The sequence below is a fragment of the Streptomyces erythrochromogenes genome (assembly GCF_040684695.1).
GTDB classification, from domain to species: domain Bacteria; phylum Actinomycetota; class Actinomycetes; order Streptomycetales; family Streptomycetaceae; genus Streptomyces; species Streptomyces erythrochromogenes_C.
Genome location: NZ_JBFBGM010000006.1, coordinates 92699 through 106424 on the forward strand (window position 1 = coordinate 92699; position 13726 = coordinate 106424).

At 71.3% G+C, this 13726-nt stretch carries 13 protein-coding genes; 11 read left to right on the forward strand and 2 right to left on the reverse strand.

What is annotated here, in order from left to right; all coding sequences use genetic code 11:
- Positions 1-78 precede the first annotated feature (78 nt).
- From AB0O53_RS12325 to AB0O53_RS12365, 9 genes are all read left to right on the forward strand, one after another.
- A complete protein-coding gene (locus tag AB0O53_RS12325; protein ID WP_350992351.1) occupies positions 79-1089 on the forward strand; it encodes a sugar ABC transporter substrate-binding protein in 1011 nt (336 codons plus the stop codon).
- On the forward strand, positions 1086-2120 hold the full coding sequence (locus AB0O53_RS12330) for an ABC transporter permease (protein ID WP_350992350.1): 1035 nt from the start codon (positions 1086-1088) through the stop codon (positions 2118-2120). The genes AB0O53_RS12325 and AB0O53_RS12330 overlap by 4 nt, the downstream gene beginning before the upstream one ends.
- Entirely contained in the window at positions 2087-3049 is a 963-nt protein-coding gene (locus tag AB0O53_RS12335; RefSeq protein WP_350992348.1) for an ATP-binding cassette domain-containing protein, read from the forward strand. The genes AB0O53_RS12330 and AB0O53_RS12335 overlap by 34 nt, the downstream gene beginning before the upstream one ends.
- On the forward strand, positions 3046-4227 hold the full coding sequence (locus AB0O53_RS12340; RefSeq protein ID WP_350992346.1) for an ROK family glucokinase: 1182 nt from the start codon (positions 3046-3048) through the stop codon (positions 4225-4227). The genes AB0O53_RS12335 and AB0O53_RS12340 overlap by 4 nt, the downstream gene beginning before the upstream one ends.
- Positions 4224-4817, forward strand: coding sequence for a hypothetical protein (locus tag AB0O53_RS12345; protein ID WP_365194989.1), 594 nt, complete (start codon positions 4224-4226; stop codon positions 4815-4817). Before AB0O53_RS12340 ends, AB0O53_RS12345 begins: the two co-directional genes overlap by 4 nt.
- A gap of 70 nt (positions 4818-4887) precedes the next feature.
- Positions 4888-5520, forward strand: coding sequence for an MBL fold metallo-hydrolase (locus tag AB0O53_RS12350; RefSeq protein ID WP_350992342.1), 633 nt, complete (start codon positions 4888-4890; stop codon positions 5518-5520).
- A gap of 36 nt (positions 5521-5556) precedes the next feature.
- A complete protein-coding gene (locus AB0O53_RS12355) occupies positions 5557-6342 on the forward strand; it encodes an exodeoxyribonuclease III (protein WP_350992340.1) in 786 nt (261 codons plus the stop codon).
- Positions 6343-6405: 63 nt separating this feature from the next.
- The gene (locus tag AB0O53_RS12360; protein WP_350992338.1) at positions 6406-6846 is read left to right on the forward strand and encodes a DUF6278 family protein; all 441 of its coding nucleotides are present in this window, start codon (positions 6406-6408) and stop codon (positions 6844-6846) included.
- A gap of 107 nt (positions 6847-6953) precedes the next feature.
- Entirely contained in the window at positions 6954-7697 is a 744-nt protein-coding gene (locus AB0O53_RS12365; RefSeq protein WP_350992336.1) for an amino acid ABC transporter ATP-binding protein, read from the forward strand.
- 48 nt (positions 7698-7745) lie between these two features.
- Here AB0O53_RS12365 and AB0O53_RS12370 read toward each other — a convergent pair whose 3' ends face one another.
- Both AB0O53_RS12370 and AB0O53_RS12375 read right to left on the reverse strand, forming a co-directional pair.
- Positions 7746-9341 carry a CocE/NonD family hydrolase gene (locus AB0O53_RS12370; protein ID WP_365194994.1) on the reverse strand — a complete coding sequence of 532 codons (1596 nt, stop codon included), beginning with the start codon at positions 9339-9341 and terminating at the stop codon, positions 7746-7748.
- Between the two features lie 133 nt (positions 9342-9474).
- Positions 9475-10668: a L,D-transpeptidase gene (locus tag AB0O53_RS12375; protein ID WP_350992332.1), complete on the reverse strand. Its 1194-nt coding sequence runs from the start codon at positions 10666-10668 to the stop codon at positions 9475-9477.
- 278 nt (positions 10669-10946) lie between these two features.
- Here AB0O53_RS12375 and AB0O53_RS12380 point away from each other — a divergent pair, with 278 nt between their 5' ends.
- A complete protein-coding gene (locus tag AB0O53_RS12380) occupies positions 10947-12056 on the forward strand; it encodes a lipid II:glycine glycyltransferase FemX (RefSeq protein WP_403137294.1) in 1110 nt (369 codons plus the stop codon).
- Complete coding sequence (murJ, locus tag AB0O53_RS12385) at positions 12053-13723, forward strand: murein biosynthesis integral membrane protein MurJ (RefSeq protein WP_435886648.1); 1671 nt, start codon at positions 12053-12055, stop codon at positions 13721-13723. Before AB0O53_RS12380 ends, murJ begins: the two co-directional genes overlap by 4 nt.
- Positions 13724-13726 lie beyond the last annotated feature (3 nt).

A 13726-nucleotide genomic window follows, 5' to 3' on the forward strand; every position in this document is an offset into this window, starting at 1 on the left:
TGTGGCGGATACTGGGCGGCTGAAACCGGAATGACCGAATGATGACGGACGACATGGACGAGGGAAGGGCGCGGCGACGTGGCTAGGGTTCGGACAGGGGTGCGCGTCGTGGGCGTCGTGCTCGCGGCGGTACTGGGGGCCTCGCTCGCGGGATGCAGCAGTACGGGCGGCAAGCGCGCCGAGGAGCGGGCCAAGGCCGCCGAGGCGGGCCGGCCCGCCGTCTCCACCCCGCGCTGGACCTTCGCGATGGTGACCCACGCGGGCGACGGCGACACCTTCTGGGACATCGTCCAGAAGGGCGCCAAGGAGGCCGCGGCCAAGGACAACATCAACTTCGTCTACTCCCACGACGACCAGGCCCAGCAGCAGGCGCAGTTCGTGCAGAACGCCATCGACCAGAAGGTCGACGGGATCGTGGTCAGCCTGGCCAAGCCCGAGGCCCTCAAGGACGTCGTGCAGAAGGCCGTCAAGGCCGGCATCCCGGTGATCACGGTCAACTCCGGGTCCGCCCAGTCCGCCGCGTACGGGGCGCTCACCCACATCGGCCAGGACGAGACGATCGCGGGCGAGGCGGTCGGCACCGAGCTGGGCAAGCGAGGCCGCAAGAAGGCCGTCTGCGTCCTGCACGAGCAGGGCAACGTCGGACACGAGCAGCGCTGCGCCGGAGCGAAGAAGACCTTCTCCGGGGAGATGGAGAACCTGTACGTCGAGGGCACGAACATGCCCTCCGTGCAGGCGGCCGTCCAGGCCAAGCTCCAGGCGGACCCGTCCATCGACGCGATCCTCACCCTCGGCGCGCCCTTCGCCCCCACCGCGGTCAAGGCCAAGGAGGCCGCCGGGAGCAGTGCCGAGGTCGACACCTTCGACCTCAACGAATCGGTGGCCCGCGACCTGAAGTCCGGCGCCCTCGGCTTCGCCGTGGACCAGCAGCCCTACCTGCAGGGGTACGAGGCCATCGACCTGCTCTGGCTCTACCGCTACAACGCCGACGTGCTCGGCGGCGGCCGCCCCGTGCTCACCGGCCCGCAGATCGTCACCGCCGCCGAGGCCGCCGAGCTGGAGGAGTACATCAAGCGGGGCAGCCGATGAGCGCCGCCACCGCCGTCGACGAACGGCTCGCGCCGACCTCGCTCGTCCGCCGGCTGCTCGGGCGCCCCGAGCTGGGCGCGGTGGTCGGCGCCGTGGCCGTCTTCGTCTTCTTCTCCATCGCCGCCCCCACCTTCCTGCAGGCCTCCAGCCTCAGCACGATCCTCTACTCGGCCTCCACCATCGGGATCATGGCGGTCCCCGTGGCCATGCTGATGATCGGCGGCGAGTTCGACCTCTCCGCCGGTGTCATGGTCACGACCTCGGCGCTGGTCAGCTCGATGTTCAGCTACCAGATGACCGCCAACGTCTGGGTCGGCGTCCTGGTGTCCCTGCTGGTCACCCTGGCCATCGGCTTCTTCAACGGCTTCATGCTGACCCGCACCAAGCTGCCCAGCTTCATCATCACGCTCGGCACCTTCCTGATGCTGACCGGCCTGAACCTCGGCTTCACCAAGCTGATCAGCGGCACGGTCTCCACCAAGTCCATCGCCGACATGGAGGGCTTCCCCTCCGCCCGCGCCCTCTTCGCCTCGAAGTGGGAGATCGGCTCGGTCACCCTGCAGATCACCGTCCTGTGGTGGCTGGCCCTGGTCGCCGTCGCCACCTGGATCCTGCTGCGCACCCGCGCCGGCAACTGGATCTTCGCGGTGGGCGGCGGGGCGGACGCGGCCCGCGCGGTCGGGGTGCCCGTCGTGAAGACCCGTATCGGCCTGTACATGGGCGTCGCCCTGTGCGCCTGGATCTCCGGCCAGCACATCCTCTTCTCGTTCGACGTGGTCCAGTCGGGCGAGGGCGTGGGCAACGAGTTCCTCTACATCATCGCGGCGGTCATCGGCGGCTGTCTGATGACCGGCGGCTACGGCTCCGCCATCGGCTCGGCGGTCGGCGCCTTCATCTTCGGCATGACCAGCAACGGCATCGTGTACGCCCAGTGGAACCCCGACTGGTTCAAGTTCTTCCTCGGCGCGATGCTCCTGCTGGCCACGCTCCTCAACGCATGGGTCCGCAAGCGGGCGGAGGCGAGCAAGTGAGCACCACAGGAGCCGTCACCGGCGGCGCAGAGGCGACGCCCGCCCTGGTGAAGCTGACCGGCGTGGCCAAGTACTACGGCAACATCCGGGCCCTCCAGGACGTCTCCCTGGAGGTCTCCGCGGGCGAGATCACCTGCGTCCTCGGCGACAACGGCGCCGGCAAGTCCACCCTGATCAAGATCATCGCGGGGCTGCACCGGCACGACGCCGGCACCTTCGAGATCGAGGGCGAGGAGACCGTCCTCGCCAACCCCCGCGCGGCCCTCGACCACGGCATCGCGACCGTCTACCAGGACCTCGCCGTGGTCCCGCTCATGCCCGTCTGGCGCAACTTCTTCCTCGGCTCCGAGCCGACGAAGGGCCGCGGCCCCCTGCGCCGCCTCGACGTCGACCTCATGCGCCGGACCACCCGCGACGAGCTGAGCCGCATGGGCATCGACCTGCGCGACGTGGACCAGCCCATCGGCACCCTGTCCGGCGGCGAGCGGCAGTGCGTGGCCATTGCCCGCGCCGTCCACTTCGGGGCGAAGGTCCTGATCCTGGACGAGCCGACCGCGGCCCTCGGGGTCAAGCAGTCCGGCGTGGTCCTCAAGTACGTCGCGGCGGCCCGCGACGCCGGCCTCGGTGTGGTCCTGATCACCCACAACCCGCACCACGCGTACCTGGTCGGGGACCGCTTCGTGCTGCTCAAGCGCGGCACCATGGCGGGCAGTCACACCCGCGACTCGATCACCCTGGACGAGCTCACCCGCCAGATGGCGGGCGGCTCCGAGCTCGACGAACTGAGCCACGAACTGGAGCGAGTGGCAGAATCGGGATCGGGCGTCACGGACGCCACGGCCCGCGGAGCCGGCCGCACCGGCCCGGCGGGCCCGGCCGACCAGGCCTCCCGCACCACCGCACCCACGAGGGACGACACGACTCGATGAGCACGTACCGGGACTTCACGCTCACCCACCGGGGGTCGGCGCGAGGCACCGTCCTGCGCACCATCGGAACCCGTGAGCGGCGGTCGCACCTGACCGCCCCACGCGTCCCGACCGTCGGCATCGACATCGGCGGCACCAAGGTGATGGCCGGCGTCGTCGACGCCGACGGGATCATCCTGGAGAAGATCCGCACCGAGACGCCGGACAAGTCCAAGAGCCCCAAGGTCGTCGAGGACACCATCGTCGAGCTGGTGCTGGACCTCTCCGACCGGCACGACGTGCACGCCGTCGGCATCGGCGCGGCCGGCTGGGTCGACGCCGACCGCTCCCGGGTGCTCTTCGCCCCCCACCTGGCCTGGCGCGACGAGCCCCTGCGCGACGCCCTGCAGTCCCGGCTCGCCGTCCCGGTCATGGTCGACAACGACGCCAACACCGCCGCCTGGGCCGAATGGCGCTTCGGCGCCGGACGCGGCGAGGACCACCTCGTCATGATCACGCTCGGCACCGGCATCGGCGGCGCCATCCTCGAAGGCGGCCAGGTCAAGCGCGGCCGGTACGGGGTCGCCGGAGAGTTCGGCCACATGCAGGTCGTCCCCGGCGGCCACCGCTGCCCCTGCGGCAACCGCGGCTGCTGGGAGCAGTACAGCTCCGGCAACGCCCTGGTGCGCGAGGCCCGCGAGCTGGCCGCCGCCGACTCCCCGGTCGCCCACAACATCATCGCCAAGGTCGGCGGGAACGTCTCCGAGATCACCGGGCCGCTGATCACCGAGCTGGCCCGCGAGGGCGACGCCATGTGCGTCGAGCTGCTCCAGGACATCGGCCAGTGGCTCGGCGTCGGCATCGCCAACCTCGCCGCCGCCCTCGACCCCTCCTGCTTCGTCATCGGCGGCGGCGTCAGCGCCGCCGACGACCTGCTGATCGGCCCCGCCCGGGACGCCTTCCGCCGCCACCTCACCGGCCGTGGCTACCGCCCCGAGGCCCGGATCGCCAAGGCCCAGCTCGGCCCCGAGGCGGGCATGGTCGGCGCCGCCGACCTCGCCCGGCTCGTCGCCCGGCGCTTCCGCCGCGCCACCCGCCGACGGGTCGAGCGCTACGAGCGCTACGCGCAGCTGGGCCAGCTGGGCCGCAGGCGCGAGACCGCCGCACCCACGGACTCCAAGGACGACCCGCAGTCGTGAACCCGCCCACCCTGCCCCACCAGGCCTCCGCCCCCGACGAGGGCGGCACGCCCCCGCCCACCCCCGAGGACCGCCGGCACGTCGTCAAGCGCCGCTGGATCACCGCGATCATCATCGTGCTGCTGATCGGCGTACCCGCGGGCTACCTCGCGATCTCCACCCAGCAGAGCCGCGAGAGCGGCCGCGACAAGGCCGCGAAGGTCGGCGCGTCCAAGGTGCGCCCCGGCTGGCCCTCCAAGGTGCAGCGCAGCATCTACGAGGTGCCGATCCCGGCGAAGGCCTGGAAGGTCGGGTTCCTGGAGACCAACAACTGGCGCACGAGCCGGCTCTTCACCGCGTTCGCGGTGACCCCGCAGGACCTCGACGCCTTCCTCGTCTCCGTCGGCACCAGCCGCGAGGCGCTGGTCGCCGGCGACGTCACGATCTCCCCGCACGACTCCGAGGTCGCGGGCTGGAGCTGGAGCCCCCGCGCCCTCTGGTACGGGACCAGCCTGGAGCAGACCGACCCGCGCCCCAGCCGGGACATCACGGTGGACCTCACCGACCCCGACCACCCCAGGGTCTACGTGGTCTCCACGACCACGCCCTGACCGCGCCCGACCACCCGCGGCCACCCCCGCCCAGCCCCGGCCGGGCCCTCCCCGCGGCTAGCCTGGGATCATGAAGCTCACCAAGCGGCTGCACTCCTGCGTCCAGTTGGAGAAGGACGGGCACACGCTCGTCATCGACCCGGGCGCCTTCAGCGAACCGGACGCGGGCCTGGGGGCGGACGCCCTGCTGGTCACGCACGAACACCCCGACCACTTCGACGAGGGCCGGCTGCGGGCCGCCCTCGACGCGAACCCGGCGGCCGGGCTGTGGACCCTGCGCAGCGTCGCCGAGCGGCTCGCCCCCGCCTACCCGGGCCGGGTGCACACCGTCGGTCACGGCGACACCTTCACCGCAGCCGGTTTCGACGTGCAGGTGCACGGCGAACTGCACGCCGTGATCCACCCGGACATGCCGCGGGTGACCAACGTCGGCTACCTCGTCGACGGATCCCTCTTCCACCCCGGCGACGCGCTGACCGTCCCCGGAGTCCCGGTCGAGACCCTGATGGTGCCCGTGCACGCCCCCTGGAACAAGGTCTCCGAGGTGATCGACTACCTGCGCGAGGTGGCGCCGCGCCGGGCCCTGGACATCCACGACGCCTACCTCGCCGACATCGCCCGGCCGATCTACGACTTCGCCCTGGACAAGCTGGGCGGCACCGACCACGGGCGGCTCACCGCGGGCGACAGCACCGAGCTGTAACGGTCGCTGTCGGTGCCGGGCGGTAGGTTGGCGGGTATGCGTATCGCCACCTACAACGTCAACTCCATCACCGCCCGGCTGCCGCGCCTGCTGGCCTGGCTGGAGAGCTCCGGCACCGATGTCGTGTGCATCCAGGAGACCAAGTGCTCGGCGGAGCAGTTCCCGCACGAGCAGCTGCGCGAGCTGGGCTACGAGGCGGCCGTCAACGCCACCGGCCGCTGGAACGGCGTGGCCCTGCTCTCCAAGGTCGGCCTCGACGACGTGGTCACGGGGCTGCCCGGCGGCCCCGACTACGAGGGCGTCCAGGAGCCCCGGGCGATCTCCGCGACCTGCGGCGGGGTGCGGGTCTGGTCGGTGTACGTGCCCAACGGCCGCGAGGTCGAGCACGACCACTACGGCTACAAGCTGGAGTGGTTCCGCTCCCTGACCACGGCGGTCGCCGAGGACGCGGCCGGCCCGCGCCCCTTCGCCGTGCTCGGCGACTTCAACGTGGCCCCGACCGACGAGGACGTCTACGACCCCGCCGTCTTCGAGGGCCTCACCCACGTCACCCCGGCCGAGCGGGCGGCCCTGGAGGCGCTGCGCGCCGCCGGCCTCTCGGACGTCTTCCCGCGGGCGCTGAAGTACGACCGCCCGTACACCTTCTGGGACTACCGGATGCTCGCCTTCCCCAAGAACAAGGGGATGCGCATCGACCTGGTCTACGGCAACGAGCCCTTCACCAAGGCCGTCACCGACGCCTACGTCGACCGCGAGGAGCGCAAGGGCAAGGGCGCGTCCGACCACGCGCCGGTCGTCGTCGACCTCGACCTCGACCGGTAGGCCGGCGGTCTTCGCAGGCGCGCCCTGTGGCCAGCCGAGGATCCTGGTGCGACGCTGGGCGGTATGAACATCCCTTTCCTGGACAACTGGCTGAACCGGCGTGAAGCGGAACAGGGTGCGGGACTCGCCGCCGCCCTCGTGGACGACCCCGAGGGCGTCGCCGAGTTGTTCTCGGAGTGCGAGATGCTGCGGGTCCACGCACGGGCGGCCGGGCTCGAACTCGACGGGAGCCCCGCCTCGTTGGAGGCCCTCGACCAGCTGATGCCGCGCTGGCGGCGCGACCCCGAGGTGGTGCCCTGGCTCGGCAACGACGCGGGCTTCTACCTCGGCACCGTGATCGTCCGGACCATCCCGGGGACCGCCTGGCAGGTGTGGCCCAACGGCCAGCCGGCGATCCGGCTGGCCTCGGGCCGGGAGCTGAACGTGATCGAGTCGGGCGTGTCCTGGGCGATGACCGGTTCCCCCGAGCTGAGCCAGGCGTACGCGGAGGCCTCCGAGGGCTGACGCCGGCGGCGCCCGCGGCGGCGGGCGGCGTGTCGCGGCGAAGTGCCCTTCCGCGGCTGGATAGTTTGCGCTGACCGGCATCCGACACCGAGTGGGCAGGGCAGCGCATGGCCGTCGATCCTTTGATCGAGCTGCGGGACGTCAACAAGCACTTCGGACCGCTGCACGTGCTGCGGGACATCAGCCTCACCGTCGGCCGCGGGGAGGTGGTGGTGGTCATCGGGCCCTCCGGCTCCGGGAAGTCCACCCTGTGCCGGGCGATCAACCGGCTGGAGACCGTCGAGTCGGGCACGATCCTGATCGACGGGGAGCCGCTGCCCGCCGAGGGCAAGGACCTCGCCCGGCTGCGCGCCGAGGTGGGGATGGTCTTCCAGTCCTTCAACCTCTTCGCGCACAAGACCGTCCTGGCCAACGTCTCGCTCGCGCAGGTCAAGGTCCGCGGGCGGGCGAGGGGCGAGGCGGACCGGCGCTCCCGCGAGCTCCTGGACCGCGTGGGCCTCGCCGACCAGGCCGACAAGTTCCCCGCCCAGCTCTCCGGCGGTCAGCAGCAGCGCGTGGCCATCGCCCGCGCCCTCGCCATGGACCCCAAGGCCCTGCTCTTCGACGAGCCCACCTCCGCGCTGGACCCGGAGATGATCAACGAGGTGCTGGAGGTCATGCGGCAGCTCGCCCGGGAGGGCATGACCATGGTCGTGGTCACCCACGAGATGGGCTTCGCCCGCTCCGCGGCCAACCGCGTGCTGTTCATGGCCGACGGCCGGATCGTCGAGGACCGCACCCCGGAGGAGTTCTTCACCGCTCCCGAGAGCGACCGGGCCAAGGACTTCCTCTCCAAGATCCTCAAGCACTGAGGGGCCGGAGCGGAGCGGCCGGGGCCCGGCCGCCACCGCCGCCGTGGATCACTGCTCGCGCAGCGGCACCGAGACGTGGCTGGGGTCGCCCGGGGGCGAGGAGAAGGTCAGCTGCGCGCCGGTGGGGTTGTGCTCGATGTAGAGCGGGTCGACGGTGTCGACGACGAGGGCGAGCCGGTGGCCCGCGGGCACGTCGTAGGCGGTCGAGAAGAGCTCCAGGTCCACGCCGAAGGCCCGGCCCGGGGTCTTGCCGTGGAAGGTGTACGGGGCGTTGCTGACCAGCTTGCCGATGCCGAGCGGGCCCACGTCGTAGAGGTACGCGACGAAGGTGCCGTCGCCCTTGGTGGGCGTCACGGTGGTGTGCAGCCGCACGGTGCCGCGGATCCGGCGGGCCTCGTCGTAGCGCCCGGACTGCCAGACGGCGGCGAAGGAGCGGGGGAGCAGCGGGATCGAGGCGACGGGGGGCGCCTTGAAGAACTGGTCGAAGACGCTGGAGAGGAGGACGATGCCGCCGTTGGCCCCGGAGTCGACGTTCGCGAAAAGGTGCTCGCTGTCGGAGAGTGCGAGGCGCTCGGTGCCGCCGGAGCCGACCGAGGCCCAGTCGGCGTAGCCCTCGTAGCCGCCGTCGCTGCGGGACTTGACCTGCACAGGGGCCTCGGTGTCGACGCCGTTGCGCTCGCCCTTGAGGTAGCGGTCGAACCAGCGGTGGGCGTTGGTCCAGGTGTCGTTGGGCAGCCCGAGCAGGCCGGTGCCCTCGGCGGTGGCGTGGTCCCCGGGGCGGAACTCCAGCCGCTTGGGGCCGGTCAGCCGCTCGTAGAACTTCGCGTACTGGTTGGGCGGGAAGATCGTGTCGCCCCAGGCGTTGCCGAGCATGATCGCGGCGCCGTTGGCGTTGATCCGGTCCACCTGCTCGGCTGCCGACCGCTTCCTGCCCCACTCGATCATCTGCTGCTCGCGGTCCAGCCGGCCACCCAGGAAGTCGCCCAGGATCGACTGGAGTTCGGGTCCGGGGCGGCCGGTGAGGTAGCCGGCGGCGCCGAGCAGCCCGGCGGCCTGGAGGTGCTGGGTGCGGCCCGAGTAGATGGACTCGATGAGGTCGGCCCAGCCGCTCATCGCGACCACGGCCTTGACGCGCGGGTCGTGCGCCGAGGCCAGCAGGCTGATGCCGGCGCCGTAGGAGACGCCGCCCAGGCCGACGCGGTCGGGGTCGGCGGGGGTGTTGGCGAGGGCCCAGTCGATGACGGCGGAGACGTCGGCGACGTCCGGAGGCCCCGCCACCTCGATCTGGCCGCCGGAGAGCCAGAAGCCCCGGGAGGTGTAACTGACCACGACGTAGCCGGAGTCGGCGAGCTTCTTGGCCTGGGCGATGTATTCGATCTGCGGCACGCCCCAGCTGGTGGGCAGCACGATCAGCGGGTACTTCCGGCCGCTCTGCGCACCCGACGGGGTGAAGACGTTGCCCTTGAGGGTGATGCCGCCGGAGCCGGGGATGTCGTGGAAGCGCAGGTCCGCGGAGGCGGTCTGCGGGGCGGCGGCGGTGGCCGTGGCGGGCACGGGAGCCGCCTGGGCCTGGTGGGGGGCCAGGCCCAGGGCGGTCGCCGCCAGGAGTGCCGCCACGGCTGCGGCGGTGGTGGTGCGTTCCATCGGTCGCTCCTCGCGTGCACCGGAGTCCTGAAAGTGACCCGACGGTAACGGGAGCGACTTACCGAAGGTAACCCGTCGGTAAGTTACGTGGTGGTAACAATTGAACGAGAGTCAGGAAGGAGGGGCGTGCAGGTCAGCCGTTCTGCGGGGCGGCGGACAGGGCGCTCTTGGCCTTCCACTGGTCCCAGGAGAGGTTCCACTCGCCGTAGCCGTTGCCGAGGTCGGCCTGGCCCTTCGAGCCGCCGCCGACGACCTCGAAGGCGTCGCCGATCTGGGACTGCGCGAAGAAGTCCTTCGCGTCGGCGTCGCTCATCCCCACGCACCCGGAACTGCTGTTGGCGCGGCCGAAGTTCCCGGAGTTCCACGGGGCGGCGTGCGCGTACATGCCGGACCAGGTCAGCCGCATCGAGTAGTCGACCATCTTGTCGTAGGCGTCGTCGAGGCCCACCGTCTGGGAGTCCATCCGGATGGTGCCCTCCTTCGACATGATCACCATCTTCCCGGACCAGGACGCCTTCTTGCCCCCGGGCGTGCCCGCCGAGATCGGGATCGTCTTCTGCGTCTGGCCGCCCTCGGTCACCGTCAGCTTCTTGGTGTCGAGGCTGACCTGGACCCGGCGGTCCTTGCCGATCTTGAACTCGGTGTTGTAGTCCTTCGCGAACAGGCCGCCGCCCTTGCCGGAGTCCACTCCGTTGAGCTTCATCTCGACCTTCACGTCCGTCCCGGACTTCCAGTAGTCCTTGGGCCGCCAGTCGACGCGGTCGTTGCCGGAGTAGTCCTTGATCCAGCCCCAGGACCCCTCGGTGTTGTCCGAGGTGGTGACCTTGAGCTGCTTCTCCACCTCGGCCTTGTTCGCCACCGGGTTGTCGAAGACGATCGACACCGGCATCGCCACACCCACCGTGCTGCCCTTGGGGATGTTGATCGAGACCTTGTTCACCTTGTCGGCCGCGCTGGTCTTGAACTGCGTGGAGGCGCTCTGGCTGTCGGTGTTCTGCGCCTCGACCTTGTACTCCGCACCGGGCGGGGCGTTGCGCTCCGAGGTCCAGGTCTTCCCGTCGTCGGCTATCTTCCCGGGCAGCTCCGCGCCCTTGGCGTCGGTCACCTTCACCGCGGCGAGCTTGCCCTCGGCGACGGTCACCGTCACCGGCTGCCCCGCCTTGACCTGATCGCCCGTGAGGTTCACCGTGACCGCCATGGGCGCCTTCGGCTTCGACTCTTCCTTGCCCTTGCCGTCGCTGCCGGCATCGCTCCCGCCCGAGCAGGCGGTCAGCGCGGCGGCCAGGAGTGCGGTGCCCGCAATGGCGGTGCGGCGTGTGCGGCTCAACGAAGGGCCCCTTCGGATCGTGGTGGTGATGGGCGTTCGCAAAAGAGGATGAGAACGGGACGACTTTAGGTTGCACAAACAGCAGAAAAGATCAGCATTTTTGTTGTGACGCGGACCGCAGCGAAACGGTCATCATCCGGTCACATTCGTTGCGCACTTCGGTCACGGGTGCCTGTGAGAGTCCTGTGAACCACCCCTCAGGACGAACAGGAAGGCCGTCAGCCGTGTGCGCACTGCTCGTTACCCCCGCCCGGCAGGACCAGGACCACGAGCTGCGGGTGCGCACCCTGTCCCTCCCCGAATACCAGTCCTTCCTCTGCAGGACCCCGGCGGCGAGCTTTCTCCAGCACCCGTCATGGGCCCGGGTGAAGGACCTTTGGCGCTCGGAAATGGTCGGATGGCACTGTCCCGGCGGCGAGATCGAAGGTGCCGGGCTCGTCCTCTATCGGCAATTCCCCGGCACCCGCAAATACTTCGCCTACCTTCCCGAAGGCCCCGTCGCCGACTGGTCCGACCCGCGCGTCGACCGCTGGCTCGACCCGCTCATGCGCCACCTGCGCGCCGCCGGCGCCTTCGCCGTCCGCGTCGGACCCAGCCCCGCCTACCGCCGCTGGGACGCCGCCACCGCCAAGGCCGGCACCGGAACGGGACGCCAGATATCCGACGTCCTCGCCACCGAGGTCGACCCCGTGGGCGCCGCCCTCGCCGATCGGCTGCGCACCCGCGGCTGGAAGCGCTGCGGCGGCGAGGACGACGGCGACGCCCAGCCCCGCCACGTCTTCCGCGTCCCGCTCGCCGGACGCACCCTCGACGAGCTGTGGTCCGGCCTCAACCAGGAGTGGCGGCGCAACGTGCGCAAGGCCGACAAGGCCGGCGTCGAGACCGTCCTCGGCACCTCCGCCGACCTGCCCGAGTTCTACCGGCTGCTGCGCATCACCGAGGAGCGCGACGGCTTCCGGCTCGGCCGCTCCCTGGCGTACTACGAGCAGCAGTACCGCGTCCTGAACGAGGAACAGCCCGGCCGGATGCGGCTCTACCTGGCCGTCCACCGCGGCGAGATCCTCGCCGCCCACACCATGATCAGCACCGGCAGCAGGGTCTGGTACCAGACCGGCGCCTCCGCCGACCACCGGCGCGAAGTACGGCCCAGCAACGCCCTGCAGTGGCGCATGATGCGCGACGCCCACGCCCTCGGGGCCGACGAGTACGACATGCGCGGGGTACCCTCCACCCTCGACCCCGACGAACGTTCCTTCGGGCTGCTGCGCTGGAAGCTCGGCACCGGCGGACAGATCGTCGAAACGCTCGGTGAATGGGAGATCCCGATGGACGGAGTCGCCAACGTGGCGCTCTACAAGGCGTTCCAGGCATACCTGGCCCGCCGGTGACGGCCACCAACACCAGAACAGGGGCCGGCCCGGCCGCCGACGGCGCAGCACCGCAGAAGACCTCGGTGCTGCGCAGCGGCGCGCTCATGGCCGCCGGCTCGATCGTCTCCCGCGCCACCGGCTTCATCCGCTCCGCCGTCGTCGTCGCCGCCCTCGGCACGGGACTGCTCGGCGACGGCTACGCCGTCGCCAACACCGTCCCGAACATCATCTACATCCTGCTCGTCGGCGGAGCGCTCAACGCCGTCTTCGTCCCCGAGCTGGTCCGGGCCGCCAAGGAACACGCCGACGGCGGCGCCGCCTACACCGACCGGCTGCTCACCGCCTGCACCGCCGCCCTGGTCGCCCTCACCGCCGCCGCGGTCCTCGCCGCCCCGCTGATCGTCTCGGCGTACACCGGCTACACCGGCGCCCAGGCGAGCACCACCGTGGCCCTGGCCCGCTACTGCCTGCCCCAGATCCTCTTCTACGGGCTCTTCACCCTCCTCGGCCAGGTGCTGAACGCCCGCGGCCGGTTCGGCGCCATGATGTGGACCCCCGTCCTCAACAACGTCGTCATCATCGCCGTCTTCGGGCTGTTCCTGTACGTCTCCCACGACGCCGCCGGCGGCCTCACCGCGGCACAGACCCGCCTGCTGGGCCTCGGCACCACCGCCGGCATCGTCGTCCAGGCCCTCGCCCTGATCCCCTCGCTGCGCGCGGCCCGCTTCCGCTGGCGCCCCCGCTTCGACTGGCGCGGCAGCGGCCTCGGCCGCCCCCTGCGCAACGCGGGCTGGACCGTCCTGCTCGTGCTCACCAACCAGATCGCCTACTGGGTCGTCACCCGGCTCTCCACCGCCACCGGACAGAGCGCGGTCGAGGCCGGCCTCGCGGGCGGCGCCGGCTACACCGCCTACAGCAACGCCTACCAGCTGTGGATCGTCCCGCAGGGCATCATCACCGTCTCCCTCGTCACCGCCCTGATGCCGCGGATGAGCTCCGCCGCCACCGACGGCGACCTCGGCGCCGTCCGCCGCGACGTCTCCTACGCCCTGCGCTCCAGCGCCGCCCTCGTCGTCCCCGCCGCCGCCCTCATGGCCGCCCTCGCCCCCTGGGTGATGGGCAGCGTCTTCGGCTACGGACGCACCGACGCCGCCGACATCGCGGTCATGGCCGGCATGCTCACGGCCTTCGCCCCCGGCCTGGTCGCCTTCTCCGCGCAGTACGTCCTCTCCCGCGGCTTCTACGCCCTCTCCGACACCCGCACCCCCTTCTTCCTCAACCTCGTCATCGTCACCGTCAACGCCGGGCTGTCGGCCGCCGCCTACCTCCTGCTGTCCCCGCGCTGGGCGGTCACCGGCATGGCCGCCGCCTCCTCCGCCGCCTTCCTCGCGGGCGCCGCCGCCACCGCGTACGCCCTCTCCCGCAGGCTCGGCCCGCGCACGGGCAGCCGCAGCGAACGGCGCGCCACCGCCGTACGCACCCACCTGCGCCTCCTCGCGGCCTGCGTGCCGGCGTCCGCAGCGGCCTACGCGGCCGCCCGGGCCACCGAGCGGTTCGGCGACTTCGCCGCGGTCGGTGCGGGAACCGCGGCCCTCGCCCTGGTCGTCGTCCTCCTTGCCCGGCCACTGCGCCTGGCGGAGATCACCGACCTGCTGGACTCCCTGCGGCGCAAGACCGGCCGATAGCGG